This is a genomic window from Nocardioides sp. dk884 (assembly GCF_009557055.1).
Taxonomy (GTDB): domain Bacteria; phylum Actinomycetota; class Actinomycetes; order Propionibacteriales; family Nocardioidaceae; genus Nocardioides.
In genome coordinates this window covers 1,423,114-1,443,382 of sequence record NZ_CP045649.1, presented here as the reverse complement: position 1 = coordinate 1,443,382, position 20,269 = coordinate 1,423,114, and the positions used below count along the sequence as shown (strand labels likewise).

Annotated in this window: 18 protein-coding genes; 7 read left to right on the top strand and 11 right to left on the bottom strand. The window is 70.4% G+C overall.

Going from position 1 to position 20,269, the window contains the following annotated elements; genetic code table 11:
* The first annotated feature begins 233 nt into the window (after window positions 1-233).
* Complete coding sequence (locus tag GFH29_RS07005) at window positions 234-1,577, top strand: ISL3 family transposase (RefSeq protein WP_153325679.1); 1,344 nt, start codon at window positions 234-236, stop codon at window positions 1,575-1,577.
* A gap of 159 nt (window positions 1,578-1,736) precedes the next feature.
* Here the strand turns inward: GFH29_RS07005 and GFH29_RS07000 are convergent, their stop codons facing one another.
* Entirely contained in the window at window positions 1,737-2,519 is a 783-nt protein-coding gene (locus GFH29_RS07000; protein ID WP_153322665.1) for a hypothetical protein, read from the bottom strand.
* Window positions 2,520-2,893: 374 nt separating this feature from the next.
* On the opposite strand from GFH29_RS07000, the gene GFH29_RS06995 reads away from it, so the two are divergent.
* Window positions 2,894-4,003, top strand: a complete 1,110-nt coding sequence (locus tag GFH29_RS06995; protein ID WP_153322664.1) for a hypothetical protein — start codon at window positions 2,894-2,896, stop codon at window positions 4,001-4,003.
* 104 nt (window positions 4,004-4,107) lie between these two features.
* Here the strand turns inward: GFH29_RS06995 and GFH29_RS06990 are convergent, their stop codons facing one another.
* Both GFH29_RS06990 and GFH29_RS06985 read right to left on the bottom strand, forming a co-directional pair.
* Complete coding sequence (locus GFH29_RS06990; RefSeq protein WP_153322663.1) at window positions 4,108-4,578, bottom strand: hypothetical protein; 471 nt, start codon at window positions 4,576-4,578, stop codon at window positions 4,108-4,110.
* 324 nt (window positions 4,579-4,902) lie between these two features.
* Window positions 4,903-5,361, bottom strand: coding sequence for a hypothetical protein (locus GFH29_RS06985; RefSeq protein ID WP_153322662.1), 459 nt, complete (start codon window positions 5,359-5,361; stop codon window positions 4,903-4,905).
* A 175-nt stretch (window positions 5,362-5,536) separates the two neighbouring features.
* Between GFH29_RS06985 and GFH29_RS06980 the strand changes: the two genes are divergently transcribed.
* Together GFH29_RS06980 and GFH29_RS06975 are read left to right on the top strand one after the other, a co-directional pair.
* Window positions 5,537-6,448: a tyrosine-type recombinase/integrase gene (locus GFH29_RS06980; RefSeq protein ID WP_153322661.1), complete on the top strand. Its 912-nt coding sequence runs from the start codon at window positions 5,537-5,539 to the stop codon at window positions 6,446-6,448.
* A gap of 151 nt (window positions 6,449-6,599) precedes the next feature.
* Complete coding sequence (locus tag GFH29_RS06975) at window positions 6,600-7,139, top strand: YaeQ family protein (RefSeq protein ID WP_153322660.1); 540 nt, start codon at window positions 6,600-6,602, stop codon at window positions 7,137-7,139.
* A gap of 98 nt (window positions 7,140-7,237) precedes the next feature.
* Here the strand turns inward: GFH29_RS06975 and GFH29_RS06970 are convergent, their stop codons facing one another.
* The 4 genes from GFH29_RS06970 to GFH29_RS06955 all read right to left on the bottom strand — a co-directional run bounded on the left by GFH29_RS06970 (window position 7,238) and on the right by GFH29_RS06955 (window position 14,276).
* A complete protein-coding gene (locus GFH29_RS06970) occupies window positions 7,238-8,551 on the bottom strand; it encodes a DUF222 domain-containing protein (protein WP_153322659.1) in 1,314 nt (437 codons plus the stop codon).
* A 493-nt stretch (window positions 8,552-9,044) separates the two neighbouring features.
* Window positions 9,045-10,868 (bottom strand): DNA helicase RecQ, encoded by a 1,824-nt coding sequence (gene recQ, locus GFH29_RS06965; RefSeq protein WP_153322658.1) that lies wholly within the window; start codon window positions 10,866-10,868, stop codon window positions 9,045-9,047.
* A 52-nt stretch (window positions 10,869-10,920) separates the two neighbouring features.
* Window positions 10,921-12,738, bottom strand: coding sequence for an alpha/beta hydrolase domain-containing protein (locus tag GFH29_RS06960; protein ID WP_194289080.1), 1,818 nt, complete (start codon window positions 12,736-12,738; stop codon window positions 10,921-10,923).
* 113 nt (window positions 12,739-12,851) lie between these two features.
* Complete coding sequence (locus GFH29_RS06955; protein WP_153322657.1) at window positions 12,852-14,276, bottom strand: M1 family metallopeptidase; 1,425 nt, start codon at window positions 14,274-14,276, stop codon at window positions 12,852-12,854.
* Window positions 14,277-14,390: 114 nt separating this feature from the next.
* Between GFH29_RS06955 and GFH29_RS06950 the strand changes: the two genes are divergently transcribed.
* From GFH29_RS06950 to GFH29_RS06940, 3 genes are all read left to right on the top strand, one after another.
* Entirely contained in the window at window positions 14,391-15,026 is a 636-nt protein-coding gene (locus GFH29_RS06950) for a rhodanese-like domain-containing protein (protein WP_153322656.1), read from the top strand.
* A gap of 177 nt (window positions 15,027-15,203) precedes the next feature.
* Window positions 15,204-16,082 carry a serine protein kinase RIO gene (locus GFH29_RS06945; RefSeq protein WP_153322655.1) on the top strand — a complete coding sequence of 293 codons (879 nt, stop codon included), beginning with the start codon at window positions 15,204-15,206 and terminating at the stop codon, window positions 16,080-16,082.
* A 56-nt stretch (window positions 16,083-16,138) separates the two neighbouring features.
* A complete protein-coding gene (locus GFH29_RS06940) occupies window positions 16,139-17,263 on the top strand; it encodes an LOG family protein (protein WP_153322654.1) in 1,125 nt (374 codons plus the stop codon).
* Between the two features lie 4 nt (window positions 17,264-17,267).
* Here the strand turns inward: GFH29_RS06940 and rlmN are convergent, their stop codons facing one another.
* From rlmN to GFH29_RS06920, 4 genes are all read right to left on the bottom strand, one after another.
* Complete coding sequence (gene rlmN / locus GFH29_RS06935; protein WP_153322653.1) at window positions 17,268-18,419, bottom strand: 23S rRNA (adenine(2503)-C(2))-methyltransferase RlmN; 1,152 nt, start codon at window positions 18,417-18,419, stop codon at window positions 17,268-17,270.
* Window positions 18,420-18,485: 66 nt separating this feature from the next.
* On the bottom strand, window positions 18,486-18,869 hold the full coding sequence (locus tag GFH29_RS06930; RefSeq protein ID WP_153322652.1) for a hypothetical protein: 384 nt from the start codon (window positions 18,867-18,869) through the stop codon (window positions 18,486-18,488).
* The gene (locus tag GFH29_RS06925; protein ID WP_153322651.1) at window positions 18,866-19,393 is read right to left on the bottom strand and encodes a histidine phosphatase family protein; all 528 of its coding nucleotides are present in this window, start codon (window positions 19,391-19,393) and stop codon (window positions 18,866-18,868) included. Before GFH29_RS06925 ends, GFH29_RS06930 begins: the two co-directional genes overlap by 4 nt.
* A gap of 8 nt (window positions 19,394-19,401) precedes the next feature.
* The gene (locus tag GFH29_RS06920; RefSeq protein WP_153322650.1) at window positions 19,402-20,265 is read right to left on the bottom strand and encodes a phosphatidate cytidylyltransferase; all 864 of its coding nucleotides are present in this window, start codon (window positions 20,263-20,265) and stop codon (window positions 19,402-19,404) included.
* Window positions 20,266-20,269: the final 4 nt, after the last annotated feature.

Here is a 20,269-nt window from a genome sequence, read left to right as displayed (position 1 = left end):
GGCAGCGGCCGGTTGCAATCACCCGATCCCGGCATTCTTGCCGACCCCCCCCGCGTCCAGCGCTCGGCCGCGCCCAGGGCATATGTGTGTTCAGTGCCGAGGGCGTGCCGGAAGCCTTGAGCGGCTCTTCCCAGTTGAGGGTGTAGCGGGCGTTGGCGTGGCGGTCCCGGGATAGACGTCGAGGTCTCCCGAGGATGGAAGTTCCTACGCTCGCCATCCTGAAAGACCTCGACGTGCCTGACGCTACCGTCGGCGACCGCTCGACCGCGTTCGCCCACCCCGACCTGACCACCTTCTGCCGCCTTGATGAGCTCGGCCTCGTCGTCACCGGCCAACGCCTCGAGCCCGACCGCGCGGTCCTCGCATGCCGGGTCGACGAACCAGGCGACGGCGCCGATCAGTGGTGCCGCCGCTGTGGCTGCGAAGGAGCGCCACGCGACACCGTGACCCGGCAGCTGGCCCACGAGCCGCTCGGCTGGCGGCCCACCATCCTGGTCGTCACGATCCGCCGCTACCGGTGCACCGGCTGTCAGCATGTCTGGCGCCAGGACACCAGCCGGGCCGCCGAGCCCCGAGCGAAGCTCTCGCGCCGTGGGCTGCGGTGGGCACTGGAAGGGATCGTGGTCGCCCACCTGACCGTCGCCCGCGTCGCTGAGGGACTCGGGGTCGCGTGGAGCACGGCCAACGACGCCGTTCTGGCCGAAGGCAAGCGGGTCCTCATCGACGACCCCAACCGCTTCGACGGCGTTCGTGTGGTCGGGGTCGATGAGCACGTCTGGAGACACACCCGACGCGGCGACAAGTACGTCACCGTGGTCATCGACCTCACCCCGATCCGCGACAAGACCGGACCGGCGCGGCTGCTCGACATGGTCGAGGGCCGCTCGAAAGAGGTCTTCAAGACCTGGCTCGCCGCCCGTCCCGACTCCTGGCGCGACGGTGTGGAGGTCGTGGCGATGGACGGGTTCACCGGCTTCAAGACCGCCACCACCGAGGAGCTCCCCGACGCGGTCGCGGTCATGGACCCCTTCCATGTCGTGCGCCTGGCCGGCGACGCACTCGACCGGTGCCGCCGGCGTGTGCAGCAGGCCATCCACGGCCACCGCGGGATGAAGGGCGACCCGCTCTACTCGGCTCGCCGCACGTTGCACACCGGCGCCGGCCTGCTCACCGACAAGCAGGCCACGCGCCTGCGGGCGTTGTTCGCGGCCGATGAGCATGTCGAGGTCGAGGCGACCTGGGGCGTCTACCAGCGCATGATCGCCGCGTACCGGCACGAGGACCGCAGCCAGGGGTTCGCGTTGATGGCCCAGCTGATCGCCACTGTCAGCAGCGGCGTCCCGAAGGCCCTGGTCGAGCTCACGACCCTCGGGCGGACGCTGAAGAAGCGCGCCGACGACGTCTTGGCCTACTTCGACCGCCCAGGCACATCGAACGGCCCGACAGAAGCGATCAACGGCCGACTCGAACACCTCCGCGGCTCCGCGCTCGGTTTCCGCAACCTCACCAACTACATCGCCAGGAGCCTGCTCGAGACCGGAGGGTTCAGACCGCGACTACACCCTGGATTGGGATGAGCCCCTTGAGCTCGGCAGGGCTTCGGCCTACGTGGGCACATCTTTCCGCGCGTGCCGGCGTGGAACTCGCGCCCCTCTCCCGCCGAGAGCGCGATCGACTTGCCCGGGCGGTGCAACGCGGCCAACGAGTTCGACGGGTGACCCCAGGGGCCGATCAGGCTACTGAATCGATCCGTCGGTGCCTTGCGGGTCGAGGACTGGATGTTGACTCACGCCGAGGGCGCGTTGGATGGCCACAGCTCGGGAGGGATGGCGAGCCATCGACTGGCCGAGTGAGGTGATCGCTTCACCGAGTGGCTCGCATGCGTGGACAAAGCTCAGAGCGGCGGAGGCGTTAACGTCCTCATCTCCGTGAGCGACTCGGTTTCGGAGGCGTGCGAGATCTCGCGCGATGGAGATGTACTCGGCGGCGAGCTTCCCGCGCAGGCGTTCAAGAAGCGGCTGGAGGCTCAACGGTCGCTGAAGTGGCTCCATGTCGGAAATCACCACCACTGCCTTAGTCAGCTTCTCCAGCTCTCGAAGGCTCATGATGACGGCAGCGTTTGGATCGAGCTGGACCAGATCTCGCACCGAACTGAGGTCGTACCCCTCAAGCACAGTCCCAAGAGCGGACGCTAGCCATGCGCTCTCAGGTGCGATAGGCGTCATGGTCGCAGGCGGGCTGACCGAAGAGGACGATCCGGCGACGGACGGCGTACCGCCGTTCAAGTTCACTGACGCAGGCTCGTCCTTTGCGGCCAGTTGTTCCGCGATCTCACCGGCGCGCTCTTCAACGCTGTGCACATCGCGGTAGAAGCTCGCTTCGCCAAGCGGAGTCTTTGCGTTCTCGAGCGAGCTGATCTTGTCTCTGATCGGTTCGCGGAAGTGGTAGACGGCGAACCCGACGATCAGAGGCCAGGCAAGCGCCTTGAGATAGTCGAGCACGAGCTGGGCGACGTCCACGGTCTCATTCTGCCCCGCAAAGCGTCGTGGGTGCTCTCATTGCCCGTACTTGTCGTTCTGCAACTGCTTCTCGTCGGTCGTCGGCGAGGCCCCACGGTCGTTCTGGCCGGCGGCAGGTGCAGAGGATCGTCGCAAAAGGGTGGAGGCGTGTCGGCGAGGTCGAGCCAGGTGGGCGCAGGGCAAGCGTTCAGATCTTCTGCGAGCAGCTCGCCTCGAATCTCGCGTCATTCCGCCGCGAGAGCGGTACATGTCACGAAGCGCTCTAACCCAGCCCAGCACGGGCGCGGGCCCGGGCGAATCCTCGCGTGTAGCAATTCGGCGAACTCGACATTCTCTGATGCGACCCCGTCGGTCGACTGCACTACGGTCCTCCCATGCGAAAGATACTCGCGGTCTGCGCGGCTTTGGTCCTGCTGGCCGGTTGCGGTGGCGGTTCTGACGACTCCTCGGATTCGAGCGACCCCACCGCTCAGAGCGCGGCGCTGGTCCTGCAGTCACAGATCCCCGACATCACGGAGTTAATCGAGCTCGATGAGGACAACGACCCGAACGACCTCATCGGACGCCCGAACGGGTACACGGCCGCAACCGTCGTCCTAGACTCGCGGGTGTCCTGCGAAGGGGACGAGCCGGGGGTCGACTGCGGCGCGACCATCGAGGAGTGGCCTTCGCAGGAGGACGCGGAGAAGCGGTCCGAGTACATCCAGGACCTGCAGTCTGGCAGCAGACTCCTCGGAAGTGAGTGGAACACGGTCCGCGACAACCTGCTCCTGCGAGTCACGGGGAACATGGACCCTTCTGACGCCGAGGCCTACGCGGACGTCTTCAAGTCCGCGGACCTCGGTGAAGACGTCAGCGACAAGCTCCCCGACGCGACAGGGACGGAGGGTGGCAGCGGTGCCCCGTCACCCGAGGAGGAGCCGTGGACGCTGGTGGACTCCGGCTTCGGCGCCCAGTACGGCTACGCCTGGACGATCGCTAGGGTGCAGAACGACGACGACCACGCCGGCCAGACCGTCACCGTCAACTTCAACCTGCTAGACGAATCCGGCGAACTACTAGCAAGCGGCTCCCAGGTCTCTCACTTCAGCTGGCCAGGACAGGTGCTCCCGGTCGCAACCCAGGTCGCGGTGCCGAAGGGGAAGAAGCCCGCAACCGTCGAGGCCACGGTACTGGTCGAGGACGAGGGAACCTTCGACGACCAGACATCTGAGGACTGGGGCACGTTCCCCGGCAAGATCTACCGGCCGGAGTACGCCGACTCCTACGGCGCGCGGTTTGCAGTCACGAACCCGACTAGTGAGCCACTCGATGGGGCGTCGTTTCAGGTGGTCTGCACGAACAAGGCCGGTGAAATCGTCGGCGGTGCCGGAGAGTACCCAGAGCTGATTCCCGCATCGGGACGTGTGTTGGTCGACGTGTCCTCGCTTTACACCACAACCAAGCCGACCGAGTGCACCGGCTACCTTGCCCCCTGGATGTAGTCACACCAGGCTGAAAGGCATGCCGCGACCCGTTGGACCGCCGCTCGGACCAGGCAGGTTGAACCTGCCCCATTCCGCCGCCATAGACGCCCACCCGAATGCGCTTAGTCGATCGTCCAGTGGATGGGCTCAGCGCCGCCATTGCCGTAGATCACCTGAGACAACTTCGTGTTCGGGGCGACGTTGAACGTGATCCACCCGCGAACGCATTGCCCCTTAGCCAAGCGCTGCGGGAACTGGGGATAGGTGGGCAATGGATAGGTCACGCCGCCCGTGACGTCGGTGATGTTGTAAACCCCGGACTGGGCGTCCGTCATCTGCCAAGCAGCCCACGACACCTCAAGGGGTTCGCCGTCTTTCGTATCGACGGTTGCGCAGGTTTTCACCAACGCGGACGCCCAGCGCTCGTGGTCCTCGAAGTCGACTGGGGTGTTCGGATCGACCTCGATGAGCTGAACGACAACGCCGTCGCCGATCACCTCGCTGCCGATACGTGCTGGTTTCTGGGCCGAAGGCACCTCCGGCGTCGCAGTAGTAGTGACGGTGGCGGTGGTGGTCACTGTCGCGGTGGGCACTGGACTGTCTCCTCCAGATGCGGAGCAACCGACAAGTTGGCAGACCGCGATAGCTAAGCCGATGGAAGCCGCTCGTCTCATGAGTGCCAGGCTAGAGCGATTAGATGGCAATTGTGCGTCAAACCGTCAGAGCGCGTGCGGCACGCCTACCGCCGCCCGGTAACCCCGCTGGCCGTTCAGATCGCTCGCTATCGAGCGCCACGCGTGCCAGCCGAAACAGCGGTGTCATTCCGCCGCGATCCGGACGCACGGATCTGCCGATGAGCGAGCGTGCGTAGGAGGCCGGCGCTTCGAAACTTCCGCACCTGCCGCTGCGAACATGCACTATTCGGTGACGGTGATCTGCTCCCCGGCATTGAACATCGCGACTTCCTCATACTTGTTCGTCGGGCAGTCCGCCAGCGGCTCGGCGAATTCGGCTGCAAGGTCGCCTAAGTAGTGGTAGCCGCCACCACCGCTAACTCGACCGCGCGAGGCGACCACTTGGCCGTCGGACAACCGGACTGCTTGGGCTTCCGCATCCCACGTGGTTCCGTATGGCCAGACAACCGGGAGATCGCCCACCAACAGGCACCCGCCGGACATTGCCAGTGAACCCTCGATCAGTGCGCCGTCGCCAGAACCGTCTCCCTCAGCACGGTGCGCGACGACTGGACCGTTCCCGCTCGAACTGGGGTCGGCATCGGCGCTGTCATCTTCGCCGCAGGCGACGACAAGCGCCAGGAGCAGAAGATTCGCAGCGGCCAGTCGCGGGTGCCTCACAGGCATGGGACGTTCGAGCACGCCTCACGGTTGCACAGACGGTCCGCTTCTGCCGCGATGAGCGCACGGCCCGGTGCGTCATGCCGCCGCCTGCGGACGCGCTGAGTCACGCCTCGGACTAGCGTCGCTGGCCAAAGAGCTTGGCGCGTTGGCGGCGGGCGGGCTGAGCCAAGCCAGCCGCCGCACGGAGCATTCCATGTCCGACTCGACCGTCTTCCCGTTCCAGCCCACCACCATGACCACGGCCCAACTCGCAGCCGTCTCCTACCTCGCCCGCTACTCGGGACGCACGCACAAGCTCTACGCCTACCAGCTCGGGCGCTGGTTCACCTGGTGCGAGAACCACGGACTGGATCCACTCCTCGGTATCCAGCGTGCCCACGTCGAGCTGTACATCCACCAACTCGGCGAAACCGGCCTGATGGACTCCTCCATCGTCACGATGATGCACGGCGTCCACGGCTTCTTCCGGTTCGCACACATCGACGGTCTGATCACTGCCGACCCGGCCGTCTACGCACGCCTTCCCAAGGTCCAACACGACGAGTCCCGCACCCAGGGACTCGACCGACTCGAACTCATCCGCTTCCTCCAGGTCGCCCAGACCCTCACGGTGCACCACGGGGCGCTCGCATTCCTCCTCGGCATCAACGCCCTGCGCGCATCCGAAGCAGCCGCGGTACGCATCGAGGACTACGCGGAAACGCTGCGGGGACACCGAGTCCTGCACCTGGTCGGCAAGGGCAACAAGCCCGCCACCATGCCGATCACGATCCCAGTGCTGCGTGTCCTTGAGGCCTGCCGAGGACAGCGATCCGACGGGCCGCTCGTCCTGAGACCGACCACGGGAAAGCCGATCGACCGCCGAGACGTCTACCGGATGGTTGTGCGTGTCGCCAAGGTCGCGGGGATTCCTCGGCACATCAGCCCGCACTCGCTGCGTCACGCCGCCATCACCAACGCTCTCGACGCCGGCGTCCCGCTGCGCGACGCGCAGATCCTGACGCGCCACGCCGACCCGCGCACGACCGAGCACTACGACCGCGCCCGCGGAAACCTCGACCGACACGGCGTCCACTTCCTCACCGCCTACGTCGCTGGAGTGTGAACGTCGTGCGTCCCGTGCGCCCAGAAGGATATGCGCCGCTTTCCGAGGGAAGACAAGGCCTTGTCGCTGACACGTCGCGACGTTTCCTCGTTTCCCCCCCGGCGATTCAAGCCATTCGACTTCAGGACGCGATGTAGGCCAGCATTGCCCCATGGCAGCCGGCGCGACGATGCACACGTTCGAGATCGAGCTGGCCGACATGGATCGGGGCGTCTACGAGCAGTTCACGCTTCGGGCGGCGCGGCATCCGTCGGAAACCGAGGCGTACCTCGTGACGCGTGTGCTTGCCTACTGCCTCGAATACGAAGAGGGCATCGCGTTCAGCGAGGGGATCTCGGCGGCCGCCGACCCGGCGGTGCTCGTGCGCGACCTAAGCGGGAGGCTGCTGGCCTGGATCGAGGTTGGGGCGCCGGACGCCGCGCGCCTTCACGCGGGCAGCAAGGCTGCTGAGCGCACGACCATCTACACGCACCGCGACCACACCAGGGTGCTGGCGCAGTGGGCGGGCGCGAAAATACATCGCGCAAGCGAGATCGTCCTGCACAACTTTGATCCCGGGTTCATCGATTCCGCCGTGGACGCGATCGAGCGCCGCAACGCGCTCACGCTCACTGTTACCGAGCGGCAGCTCTACCTCGAACTAAATGGCGTGCACCTTTCGTCGGCGGTCCACGATCATCCGATCAGTTAGTGGCGCGGGCTCGCCTCGCTATCGGCCCCGCTGTTGCCGAGCAACACTTCATCGGTGCCAGCAGGCCACGCCCACTCCGCCGCGTTTGCTGCGTGTGGTCAGGCGGCGTACTCGATCTCGATCGGGGAGTACCAGAGCTCGACGGCCACCGGCTCGGTGAATCGGGTCGGGATCCGGCGGGTGCCGGTGTGGTCGACGAGGAAGAGGGCGCCGTGGGGGTCGCGCCACACGTAGATGCCCGGGAAGGGTTGCTGGACCTGCCACCGGCCGTGGGTCTTGATCCGATGGTGGAAGGTGGTCATCGGCCCGTAGTTGCCCACGCCTGTCGCACCGCCGTCATCGTGGGCGATGGTGTGATCGACCTGCATCGAGGTGCTCGTGCAGGAGGCGAAGGGGAAGGTGTCGGCCGGCGTCATCAGATGCACGGCCTGGCGATGTCGCTCCGGGATCTCATAGCCGTCCACCGGTGCCTGACCGGCGAGGTCGAGCACGGGTCTGATCCGGAACCGGGCCCGCGGCCCGAGCACCTCGCGCACCCACTCCTCCGTGACCGGACCGTGGCCCTCGATCCGGGCGATGCCCTCGCGGTCCGGGCCGTGGTAGACGTGCACGACGAGGTGGACGTCGGGGACCAGGTCGGCCGGGTCGGCGGCGGGCTCTGCGCCGGTGGCCAGCAGCAGCACGGCGTACACCCGTCGCTCGTCGTCGGTCTGCCGGTGCGGCGCGTCGGGCTGGGCCTGCGCGATGCGGGTGGCCTTGGCACTCACGGCCGCGTCGATCGCCTCGATCGTGGCGAGGTCGGCGCGGATCATGAACGAGGCCATCCCGTGCGCCTCACCGCGCAGCTTCTTGGCGAACCGCGCCTTCGCGGCCCGCTCCTCCTTCTCCCGCGCGACCTCGGGCGCCGCTTGGGCGACCTTGCCCTCGACCAGCGCCTCGAACCGGGACCAGGTGATCCGCCCGTCGGCGGACTCGACCACCGCCGCGTCGACGTAGGCCGCCTGCTCGACGCTGAGGTCGCGGGTCCGGGTCACGACGTGACGGGCGTACGACGCGCGTACCTCGCCGGCCTGCACCCTCTCCCATAGCCGCGGGTGACGGTGGTGCAGGTCCTGGGCGTCGGCGATCAGCCGCGCGGCGGCGTAAGGAGAGCGCCCGATCCGCGCGCCGAGCTCCGCGGCAGCGAACTCGCTCACCTCAGACACGCCGGCACCGCCCAGCCGCCGCGCGTTCTCCCGGCCGGGCTTGGCGGCCTCGAGGGGGTCCAACCGCTGCGCGCAGTGCATCACCGCCCACTGGTAAGCCGCGTGCAGCAGGTCGACCTCGGCCCGCTGTGCGGTCTCGGCGCAGGCGCCGGCGAAGTCGAGGACCTCGTCCTCCGACATCTCATCCCACACCGGGTCCGCCTGCATGAGAACAGTCAAACAGCCACCACCGACAGTGGATCCTCCTCACTCACCACCACCCAGAGGCTGCGTCATCGACACGGATCGACCCGCGTGCCCGACGCCGAGTGTGGACCGAAAAAGTCACCGAACGCCCGCGTCCAGCTGCGTCTACCCGCCGCTAGGACCTCCCCCACCGGCCTACGCCCACCGATGGAACCTCGCCCCGCCATCGGCCACACGGTCGGTGGTGAACCTCAGATCGTGGGCCCGGAGGTGATGGTGGGAGCAGAGGAGCAGCCCGTCCACAAGGTCCGTGCGGCCGCCGGCCGCCCTGGGAGTGCCGCCGTCGTGGGCTTCGCACCAGGGTGCCGGGATGTGGCAGCCCACGGCGCGGAATTCGCCGTCGCGGTGAGTGAGGCGCGGCGCTGGGCGCGCGTCTAGAACGCGCGGCGGGAAGGGTGGGGTCCTCGACCTCGGCCGCTCGCAACGAGCGCCTGCCCCGCGCCCATCTCGGGGCCTACCCCGCAGTGACCCCGAGCAGCGCGTCGCCGTACTTCTCGAGCTTGGCGGCACCCAGCCCGGAGATCCCGGCGAGCTGCTCGCGGACGGTCGGGCGCACTGCGGCGATCTGGCGCAACGTGGCGTCGTGGAACACGACGTACGCGGGGAGGCCGGCTTCCTTGGCGGTCGCGGCACGCCAGGCGCGGAGCTGCTCGAAGAGCTGCTCCCCCGCGGCGTCGAGCGGTACGTCGTCGGGCTTGGCCTTCCGCGTGGACGACCGCGACCGGCGGGTCGAGGACGGCGCGACCTCGTGGCGCAGGCGCACCTCGCGCTCGCCGCGCAGCACGGCGGAGGAGTCCTCAGTAAGCTCGAGCGTCCCGTAGCCGTCGTCGCCCACGGTCAGCAGCCGCTGCGCGAGGAGCTGTCGTACGACGCCGCGCCACTGCCGCTCGTCGAGCTCGGTGCCGATGCCGTAGACGCTCAGCGAGGTGTGGTCGAGGTTGACGATCCGCTCGGTGGTCTTGCCGAGCAGGATGTCGATGACGTGGCCGGCGCCGTAGCGCTGGCGGCGCTGGGCGAGGCGGACGACCGCGGAGAGGAACTTCTGGGCCGCGACGGTGCCGTCCCAGGTCTCCGGCGGCGCCGTGCACGTGTCGCAGTTGCCGCAGGCCGAGCCGCCGGGCTGGCCGAAGTAGGCCAGCAGCTGCCCGCGGCGGCACTCCACGGTCTCGCAGAGGGCGAGCATCGCGTCGAGGTTGGCCCCGAGGCGGCGCTTGTGGGCGGCGTCGCCGTCGGAGGTCTGCACCATCTTGCGCTGCTGCACGACGTCGGCGAGCCCGTAGGCCAGCCAGGCCGTGGCCGGGTTGCCGTCGCGCCCCGCGCGGCCGGTCTCCTGGTAGTAGCCCTCGACCGACTTCGGCAGGTCGAGGTGCGCGACGAACCGCACGTCGGGCTTGTCGATGCCCATGCCGAAGGCGATGGTCGCGCAGATGACCTGCCCGGGCTCGCGCAGGAAGCGGGACTGGTGCTCCGCGCGCTGCCGGGCGTCCATGCCGGCGTGGTAGGGCAGCGCCGGGATCCCGTTGCGGGAGAGGAACTGCGCGGCCTCCTCCACCGAGCGCCGCGACAGGCAGTAGACGATGCCCGAGTCGCCGGCGTGCTCGGTGCGCAGCAGCTCCAGCAGCTGCTGGCGCGGGTTGTCCTTGGCCACGATGCGGTACTCGATGTTGGGCCGGTCGAACGACGACACGAACACCCGCGCCCCGCCGAGGCCGAGCCGGGCCACGATGTCGGCGCGGGTCGCCTCGGTGGCCGTCGCGGTCAGCGCGATCCGGGGTACGCCGGGCCACCGCTCCCCCAGGATCGCGAGCGCCAGGTAGTCGGGCCGGAAGTCGTGGCCCCACGACGACACGCAGTGCGCCTCGTCGATCGCGAACAGCGAGATCGTGCCGCGCTCCAGCAGCGCCACGGTCGAGGGCACCGAGAGCCGCTCCGGGGCCAGGTAGAGCAGGTCGAGCTCACCCGCGACGTACGCCGCCTCGACGGATCGGCGCTCCTCGGCCGACTGCGTGGAGTTGAGGAACGACGCCCGGACGCCGAGCGCCTCCAGCGCGTCGACCTGGTCCTGCATCAGCGCGATCAGCGGGGAGATGACGATCCCCGTGCCGGGCCGCACCAGCGCCGGGATCTGGTAGCACAGCGACTTGCCGCCACCGGTGGGCATCAGCACCAGCGCGTCCCCGCCGGCGACGACGGTGTCGATGATCTGGGCCTGGTCTCCCCGGAAGGCGTCGTAACCGAAGACCCGGGAGAGGACCTCGGTCGGCGTGTGCGTCGTCATCGGGGCCCATCGTGCCGTCTGCCTCCGACGGTGCGGCGAGGACCCTCCCGGATCAGTGACCTGGGGATCCCTCAGCAGGCTCGCCGATGCCGGACGCCGCGGCCGCGGCGATCAGCAGCTCCGCGTCCTCCTCCAGGAGGAATCCCCCGGCCACAGCGGCCCGGGCGGCCGCGGTGAACCGCGCGACGTACTCGGCGTTGCTGCCGTACATCTCGTGCAGCCTCGCCGCGTCGAACCGCGTGGTGGATCCGTTCATGGGGACCAAGGTGGTCTGACCGGACAGTGCCGCGATCGGTACGTCGACCTGTGGAGTCCGCACGCCACCGACCGCGTTCCCGTGCTCGTCGCGCACGATGGTGCCGTCCGCCGTCTGGATCGGGTCGACGCTCCGGGGCGCCTCGCCCTGGATGACCCAGGTGCGCATGGCGCGGAGCGCGGCGGCGGAGATATAGCGCTGCGGGCCGTCGTTGATCAGGCCGAGCACGGGGGAAAGGTCGCGGGCGCCCTCGAACTGACGCTGGTACATCGCGTTCATGATCGCCACGAGGTACCTGTCGGAGTGCGCGGTCCCGGCCATCTCCCAGGTGCGGACCATCGCGCTGTCGGGCTGACGAGCGTCGACGAACCGGGTGCCGGGCGCTCCCCCTCCGAGCTCGAAGAGCTCGGTCTCGGAGAGCATCTGCAGCACGGGGACGTCCAGGTCGGTGCGCAGCCGGACCGGCGACGGCGCGTCGGGACCTGCCGGCCCCTGCGGTGCCGGGGCGTCCGCCTGGGCGCCGAGCGGTGCGCTGATCCCGCTGCGGGAGTGCACGATCAGGCCGTCGTAGACGCCGGCGATCGGCTGGAACGCGTTGGCGTACGTCGCCATCCGGAAGGCCGACTGCGACTGGCCCGCCGCGATCAGCTGCTCGGCCTCCATGCCGGGCAGCGGGTCGACGCCTCGGGCGGCGCGCAGCGCGGCGCCGGCCTGGGTGAAGATGTCGTAGGAGTACTCGTCCCCGGGGTGCACCAGGTCGCCGTAGCGCGCCGGGTCCCAGTTCTTCAGGCCCATCACGCTGTCGCCGACCGTGCTGGCACCGCCCTCGCTGTTGACGCCGACGCTCTGCGCGGACACCCCCACCCACGCGTAGCCCTCACGGACGATCTCGTCGTACATGTAGGGGAAGGCGACGTCGGCGTCGGAGTTGCCGGAGACGTTCAGCCACTCGACCAGCACGGTGCCGTTGAAGTCGGCGGGGTTGCGTGGTGCGCGCACCAGGAGGCGGGTGCGGTACGGCGCGGTGTCGGCCGCACTCACGCCCCACCGGCCGTCGGAGGTCCAGGCGCCGTCGCGCTCGTAGGACGTCGCGGTCCCGCTGAGGAAGTACTCGGTCTCCTCGTAGCCCGGGGTCTGGAGGTCGAGAGTCGTCGAGGTGCCCGGAAAGCCGTGCTCGCCGCCGGTGATCGGGCCGGTCACGAGAGGCAGGCCGGCGCGGCAGGCGGCGAGTGCGGTCCGCGCGCTGCGCACGGACTTCTTCGCGTCGGCGCGCTTCTTCTTCGCCTTCCGGAGCTTTGCGGCGGCCGCCTTCTTGGCCGCCTTCGCCTTCGTGACCTGGTTCTTGTGCCGCTTCGTCGGCTTGGCGGACGCCTTCTTCTTGGCCCGCTCGAGCTTGTTCTGCGCGCGCTCCAGCTCGGCCGCGCGACGGACGACCTTCTTCGTGACCTGACCGAGGCGGGTCTCTGCTGCCGCGAGGTCCCGCTGTGGGGACGTGCAGTCTGCTGGCGCGCGCCCGTCGCCGGCCGGCGACGCGCTGGACGGCAGCGTGAGGCCGACGCTGAGGCCGCCGACCACCAACAGCAGCGTGAGAGCGCGTGAGATGTGACGGAACACGGCGTTCCTCCTCCTGGTCATGACGGCCGGTCAGGGGCAACCTAGCCATGACGTGACCGGCGTCACGCCCGCGTCCCGTTCATCGGGCGCCGTGGCGTCGACTCGGGGTGGAGTCAGAAGCCGTTGGCGGCGGTCTTCGCCGGCGGGCGCGGGGCGCGCAGCCAGGCCTCGAAGAACGCGTCGAGGTCCTCGCCGCTGACCTGCTCGGCGAGCGCGATGAACTCCGCGGTGGTGCCGTGGCCGTGCTCGCGGCCCTGCACCCAGGTGCGCAGCAGGTCGCCGAAGTCGTCGTCGCCGATGCGGTGCCGCAGCGCCTGGAAGGCCATCCCCCCGCGCAGGTAGACCGGCGTGGCGAAGATCCGCTCGGGGCCCGGGTCGTCGACCTGCACCCGCCAGAAGCCCCGCTCGGCCGCCAGGGCGTCGCGCTGCTCGACCAGCCAGTCCTGCCCGTCGCGACCGCCGTGCTCCTCGGCCCACAGCTTCTCCATGAACGTGGCGGCACCCTCGTTGAGCCAGATGTCCCGCCACCGGGCGAGCGCCACGGAGTCCCCGAACCACTGGTGGGCGATCTCGTGGACCACCGTCACCACCCGCTCGTTCTGCAGGACGGGGTACGTCGGCCGGGTCTGGTTCTCCAGCGCGAAGCCGGGGTCCAGCGAGGTCGTGAGCCCGCCGGTGCTCTCGAACGGGTAGTCGCCGAGCACGGTCTCGGTCCACGCGGTGATCGCCGGGGTCCGCTTCATCAGCCTCATCGCGCGCCGCGCGACCGGGCGGGGCAGCTCCTTCGACACCGCGACGTACCACGGCAGACCGTCGTGTACGCCGCGTGCCACGGCGTACCGCCCGGCCGCGAAGAACGCGAGGTAGGGCGCCATCGGGTCCGCCGAGCGCCAGTGCGTCGTGGCGCGTGCCCCGTCGACCCGCCGGTCCACGAGCGTGCCGTTGGAGACCACCTGCTTGTGGCGCGGGACGGTGACCCGCACGTCCATCGTGGCCTTGTCGAGCGGGTGGTCGTTGGCGGGGAACCACCACGGCGCCATGTGCGGCTGGTTCATCGTGACCACCTCCTCGGCGTCGGCGAGCCAGTTGCTCTCACCGGCGTAGGACACCGGCCCCGGGCGACCCGCGTAGCGGACCTCCACGGTCACCACCCGCCCCTCGGCGAGCGGGCGGCGCGGGATGATCTTCAGCTCATGCGGCCGTGGGCGCTCGACGCGCGCCGGGCGTCCGTCGATCCGCACCGAGCGCACCGGCACCAGCAGGTCGAGGTGGAAGCTGGCGAGCGACCGGGTGGCCTCCAAGCGCACGTCGGTGCGCCCGCGCAGCATCCCGCTGTCGAAGTCGTAGGCGACGCGCACGTCGTAGTGGCGCACGTCGATCCCGCCGTTGCCGTCGAGCGGGAAGTAGGGGTCGCCGATGCCCGCCGCACCCGGCACCGGGTCCGCGACCAGCGCCGCGGACGGGCTGGTGAGCAGCGGCGGGATCAGCAGGGCCGGGGCCACCAGCGCGGCGAGCCGGCGAAGGACGGGAGTGCGCATCACCTCAACGTACTCCGACGGACTACTGGTCGCGACGGGCCCGAGCAGGTATACCTAGACTAAGTCGGTGAACTTTATCTAGCACCGCTTTCGTCTACCACCGTGGGAGGGACCATGAGCCTCGAAGACCGTCGCGACGCCGCCCCCGCCCGCCGGGTCACCGCCGACGACGTGACCGATGCCGTGCTGTGCGGCTCCTGGGTCATCGACCTGCGGGATCGACAGCGGTACGCCGAGGCGCACGTGCCCGGCACCGTGAACGTCGAGTGGTCCGCGGACTTCGCGACCTACGTCGGCTGGCTGGTGCCCTGGCACGACGACATCGTGCTGCTCAGCGACTCCCCCGACCTCCTCGAGCCGGCGCTGCGCGACCTGGCCCGGATCGGGATCGACGGCGTCGGCACCCACGTGCTGTCGCCCGAGCCGCCCCCGGCCAGCTACCGCCGCGTCGAGTGGGCCGACTACCTGGCCGCGGACCCCGCGCACCGCCGGGTGCTGGTCGACGTCCGCGACGCCGACGAGCACGAGCGGGCGCACCTGCCGGGCGCGATCCACGTGCCCCTCCACGACGTCGAGCGGATCGGCCCCACCCTGCCCTCCGGCGAGCTCTGGGTGCACTGCCGCTCCGGACGCACGGCGGCCGTCGCGGCCAGCCTGTTCCAGCGCCTCGGGCGCGCGGTCGTGCACATCGACGACCGCTGGGACCGGGTGGCCGACCGCGCGGTGCCGCACGGCTCCCGGGCCGCCTGAGGAGGGCACCCGCAAGAACCGGTTGCCCCGCACGCGGGGCGCCGAGGACGCTTGCCCCGAGCGAGCCCAGGAGGGGCTCCCGTCGAGAGGAGCGTGACATGACCACGACTGTCACCGGCGCGCACATCGCCGTCCCGGCCCCTGGCCTCCCCTCGATCGCACGGAGCACCCCTCGTCATGCCCCAGGACTTCACACCTGACCCGTCCACCCCCGTCCCCGCCACCCTCGACCCGTCCTTCGTCTGCGACTTCCAGGCGTACGACGACCCAGCAGGCCCCGGCCGTCGCTGGTCCACCTGGTACGCCGTGGAGGCGCTCGCCCGGGGACCCGAACCACGCCCCGACTGGGTCGTGACCTCCCAGGGCGCCGTCGACACCGACCTCGGCGTCCTCAAGACCGGCAAGGAGGCCGACGTCTTCCTGCTCGAGCGCGCCGACCCTCACGACCCCGACCGCGGCGTGGTGATGGCCGCGAAGCGCTACCGCGCGCCCGAGCACCGCAGCTTCCACCGCGCCGCGGCGTACACCGAGGGCCGCAGCACCCGGCGCTCCCGCGACCAGCGCGCGATCAAGCGCAAGAGCACGTTCGGCCGTCAGGTCGCCGCCGGCGAGTGGGCGGCCTCGGAGTGGGAGGCGTTGCGGCGGCTGTGGACCCTCGGCGTGCCGGTCCCCTACCCCGTGCAGGTCGACGGCACCGAGATCCTGATGGAGTGGATCACCGCCGAGGACGACCCCACCTGCAGCGCGCCGAGGCTGGCCCAGACCCGTCCATCGGTGGAGCTGGCCGCCCACTGGTTCGACCAGCTGCGCGCCGCGCTGGTCACCATGACCAGCCACGGGATCGTGCACGGCGACCTCTCCGCCTACAACGTGCTCGCGGCCGGCGAGCGGGTGGTGCTCATCGACGTGCCGCAGGCCGTCGACCTGGTCGGCAACCTCCAGGGCCCGGACTTCCTGATGCGCGACTGCACGAACATCTGCACCTGGGCCCGGGCCCGCGGGCTGGACGCCGACGAGCACGCGCTCTTCGCCGAGCTGATGGCGCAGGCGTACTGAGCGGCCACTGAGCGGCCACTGCACGCCGCCACCCGCCGGCGGCTAGGTTCGCCAGGGTGGAGCAACACCGCGGACGCATCGTCGACATCGACTCCCTCGCCGACCTCGATCGGCGTCTGGCGGCCGGGGCCCGGTCGCTCTCGGGCTGGCGGGTGCGGACCCTCGACCTCACCGGTCGCATCGAGGCGCTCCGCTCCCGCGACCTCTCCGGGGCGACGTTCCTCGGCTGCACCTGGCCGCCGGCCGAGGCCGAGCGAGCCCGCGCGGCCGGCGCCGTGGTGCTCGACCAGCCGCCGGCGACCGACCTCGCCGCCCCGCCCGGAGCCGGTCCGGTGGAGCCGCCCGAGGTGGGTCGCACCTCGCTGTACACCGTCGAGGACCTCTACGACGCCCCGACCTGGGCGGCGTCCCTCGACGGGCGGGCCTACGCCTGGTCCCAGCGCCCCGCCACGGCGGACTCCGCGCTGCGCCAGGCGCTGCACGACCACGCGATCGACCAGGCGCTCCAGGAGTGGGCCGCCCCGCGCCGGGTCGTGGGGGTCATGGGCGGGCACGCCGCTCGGCGCGGCGACCCGACGTACCGCGACGCCGCCCGGCTCGCGCAGGCCCTCGGCGCACGCCTGGCGGTAGCCACCGGCGGCGGCCCGGGCGCGATGGAGGCGGCCAACCTCGGCGCGTGGTACGCCGCGGCGAGCCCGGCCGACCTCGACGACGCGGTCGCGCGGCTGTCCGCGGTGCCGTCGTACCGCCCCTCGATCGACGCGTGGGTCACCAGCGCCCGCGAGGTCCGCGCGGACCTCGCGCCCGGCGCGGACTCGTTGGGCATCCCGACCTGGCACTACGGCCACGAGCCGCCCAACCTGTTCGCGACAGCGGTCGCGAAGTACTTCCGCAACTCCACCCGCGAGGCGATCCTGCTGCAGGTCTGCGACGCCGGGATCGTGTTCCTGCCCGGCGCCGGTGGCACGGTGCAGGAGATCTTCCAGGACGCGTGCGAGAACTACTACGCCGACGAGTCCTCGCTGGCGCCGATGGTGCTGGTCGGCCGGGAGTACTGGACCTCGACGCTGCCGGCCTGGCCGCTGCTGGAGACGCTCGCGCGCGGACGACCGATGGAGGAGCACGTCCACCTCGTCGACAGCGGCGAGGAGGCGGCCGCGATCCTGCGCGCCGGCGCCTGAGGCGTCAGTCCTCGGTCGCGGCGAGCTGCCCGCAGGCCCCGTCGATCTCGCGGCCGCGGGTGTCGCGGACCGTCGTGGGGATGCCCTTGGCCTCCAGGCGGCGTACGAACTCACGCTCGTCTGCGGGGTCCGAAGCGGTCCACTTCGAGCCCGGGGTCGGGTTCAGCGGGATCAGGTTGACGTGCACCCAGCCCCAGTCGCCGTAGGAGCGCAGCACGTCGCCGAGCAGGTCGGCGCGGTGGCCCTGGTCGTTGATGCCGCGCATCATGGCGTACTCGATCGAGACCCGGCGCTTGGTGGTGCGCGCGTAGTTCCACGCCGCCTCGACGGTCTCGGCGACCGAGTAGCGGGTGTTGATCGGCACCAGCTCGTTGCGCAGCTCGTCGTCGGGGGCGTGCAGGCTCAGCGCGAGCGTGACCGGGATGCCCTCGTCGGTGAGCTGGTAGATCCGCGGGACCAGGCCGACGGTCGAGACCGTGATGCCGCGCGCCGACATGCCCAGGCCGTCGGGCGAGGGGTCGGTGAGGCGCCGGATGGTGCCGATGACCGCCTTGTAGTTGGCCAGTGGCTCCCCCATGCCCATGAAGACCACGTTGGAGACCCGGCCGGGGCCACCGGGGACCTCGCCGCGGGCCAGCGCCCGGGCACCCGCGACGACCTGCTCGACGATCTCGGCGGTGGACATGTTGCGCTGCAGGCCGCCCTGGCCGGTGGCGCAGAACGGGCACGCCATGCCGCAGCCGGCCTGGCTGGAGACGCACATCGTGGCCCGGTCGGGGTAGCGCATCAGCACCGACTCCACCAGGGCGCCGTCGAAGAGCTTCCACAGCGTCTTGCGGGTGGTGCCCTTGTCGGCCTCGAGCGTGCGCAGCGGCGTCATCAGCTCGGGCAGCAGCGCCGCGACGAGCTCCGCGCGCTGAGCGGCGGGCAGGTCGGTCATCTGCTCCGGGTCGTCGACGAGCCGGGCGAAGTAGTGGGTGGAGAGCTGCTTGGCCCGGAAGCCGGGCAGGCCGTGCTCCTCCAGCAGCGCCTTGCGGCCCGCGGGGTCGAGGTCGGCGAGGTGGCGCGGCGGCTTCTTGCGGCCGCGGGGCTCCTCGAAGACCAGCGGGAGCGTCGTGGCTCCGGAGGGGGCGGCGGCGGGGGGCGTCTCAGACATCAGGGCCGATTCTCCCACCGGGGCGGTGAGGGGCGAAAACCCCAGCCTCCGCCACCGCTCGCCCGCTCAGCCCTCGGTGCGGTAGAGGATCCACAGCACGAGCGCTGCCGAGCCGAGGACCACCACCGCGGTGCTGACCATGCCGAGCAGCAGGTAGCGCCCGACCCGCCGGGTCCGCGGCACGAACGCCAGCACCAGCGGGACCACCAGGGCCAGGAGCGCCAGCGGGAACAGGTCCTCGGCGGTCTCCTGATCGACCACGAGCCGCAGCAGCGCGGCGTACGTGCCGGGGACGACCACGACGAGCACCAGACCGGCGAAGAACGCGGCCAGTGCGGTGAACGTCGGGTGGTCGCGGTCGCGCCACCCCGCCCGCGACGGGGGTGCGGAGGCACCGGGCCCTGCGGCCGGTGGCTCCGGCTGCACGGGTGCCTGTTCGTCGGTGCTCACCGGAGGGAGGGTAGCGGCTCGGGCAGGGTGATCACGTCGGGCATGCCGAGGCGCGCCCAGCGATCCAGATCGGGCGCGGTTCCGCTCAGCTCGGCCGCGAGCAGCGTCCACGCGGTGCCGTGGCCCACGAGCACCACGTCGGTGTCGGCGTGCGCGTGCCGGATCGGTCGTACGGCGTCGAGCAGCCGCAGCCGGGTCGCGGCGAGCGGCTCCCAGCCCGGGTGCGCCTGGGCGTCGGGGTCGGCGAACGCCCGCCGCACGGTCGCCTCGAAGTCCTCGACCCACGCAGCACCTCGCTCCTGCTCGCGCAGGCCGTCGAGGATGCCGACGTCGCCCTCGGTCAGCAGCTGGCAGGTCGCGACCGCCTTGGGCTCCGGGGAGGTGAACCAGACCGCGTCGTCCTGCGGGAGCCGCTCGCGCAGCGCCCAGACGTCGTCGAAGCCCGCCGGGTCCAGCTCCCAGGAGGCCGCCGGGGTGCCCGGGTCGACCAGCGGGCGCCCGTGGCGGACGAGGAACCAGGTCATGGCGCGGCTCAGAAGACCGCGTAGTGCAGCAGCAGCCAGATCGGCGCGATCGTGGCGAGCAGCGAGTCGAGGCGGTCCATGAGGCCGCCGTGACCGGGGATCACCTGGCTCATGTCCTTGATGCCGAGGTCGCGCTTGATGACCGACTCGCACAGGTCGCCGAGCGTCGCCATCACCACGGCGATGAGGCCGAGCGCGATGCCCACCCACCAGTCACCGTCGAGGAGGTAGGTGACCAGCGCCCAGCCGGCCACCACGGTGAAGACGATCGAGCCGGCGAAGCCCTCCCAGGACTTCTTCGGGGAGATGACCGGGGCCATCGGGTGCTTGCCGAAGAGCACGCCCGCGGCGTACCCCCCGGTGTCGGAGGCGATCGTGACCAGCACGAAGACCAGGATGCCCTTGACGCCGTCGTCGTCGAACCCGCCGCCGGTGGTGCCACCCTCCGCGAGCATCAGGGCCACGAACGAGCCGAGGAACGGCACATAGATGACGGTGAAGACCGCGGCGGTGGCGTTCTTGACGTAGCCGTCGATCCCGCGGCGCAGCAGCCACAGCATGATCGCCAGCGCGGTCACCGCCGTGGCGGTGACCAGCGCCGGGGCGCCCCAGAAGTACGCCACCACCACCATCACCAGGCCGCCGACCATCATCGGCTGCTCGGGCAGGTCGATGTCCTTGGCGAGGAAGCCCTTGTGCAGCTCCCAGATGGCGACCACGACGGCGATCGCGACGATCACCATGAAGACGGTCTTCTCGACCATCAGGGAGGCGACGACGGCGCCGAGCAGGACGAACGCGGAGCCGAAGGCCGCGCGCAGGTCACGCCCGGCGCGGCCGTGGTCCTTGGGCTGCGCTGAGGTGGAGTGCATGAAG

What these genes read in the sequence shown, in the direction of transcription:
- GFH29_RS06995 (WP_153322664.1), top strand. Translation starts at nt 2,894, where the DNA reads ATGCGAAAGATACTCGCGGTCTGCGCGGCTTTGGTCCTGCTGGCCGGT.
- GFH29_RS06980 (WP_153322661.1), top strand. Translation starts at nt 5,537, where the DNA reads ATGTCCGACTCGACCGTCTTCCCGTTCCAGCCCACCACCATGACCACG.
- GFH29_RS06975 (WP_153322660.1), top strand. Translation starts at nt 6,600, where the DNA reads ATGGCAGCCGGCGCGACGATGCACACGTTCGAGATCGAGCTGGCCGAC.
- GFH29_RS06970 (WP_153322659.1), bottom strand. Translation starts at nt 8,551, where the DNA reads ATGCAGGCGGACCCGGTGTGGGATGAGATGTCGGAGGACGAGGTCCTC.
- recQ (WP_153322658.1), bottom strand. Translation starts at nt 10,868, where the DNA reads ATGACGACGCACACGCCGACCGAGGTCCTCTCCCGGGTCTTCGGTTAC.
- GFH29_RS06955 (WP_153322657.1), bottom strand. Translation starts at nt 14,276, where the DNA reads ATGCGCACTCCCGTCCTTCGCCGGCTCGCCGCGCTGGTGGCCCCGGCC.
- GFH29_RS06950 (WP_153322656.1), top strand. Translation starts at nt 14,391, where the DNA reads ATGAGCCTCGAAGACCGTCGCGACGCCGCCCCCGCCCGCCGGGTCACC.
- GFH29_RS06945 (WP_153322655.1), top strand. Translation starts at nt 15,204, where the DNA reads ATGCCCCAGGACTTCACACCTGACCCGTCCACCCCCGTCCCCGCCACC.
- rlmN (WP_153322653.1), bottom strand. Translation starts at nt 18,419, where the DNA reads ATGTCTGAGACGCCCCCCGCCGCCGCCCCCTCCGGAGCCACGACGCTC.
- GFH29_RS06925 (WP_153322651.1), bottom strand. Translation starts at nt 19,393, where the DNA reads ATGACCTGGTTCCTCGTCCGCCACGGGCGCCCGCTGGTCGACCCGGGC.
- GFH29_RS06920 (WP_153322650.1), bottom strand. Translation starts at nt 20,265, where the DNA reads ATGCACTCCACCTCAGCGCAGCCCAAGGACCACGGCCGCGCCGGGCGT.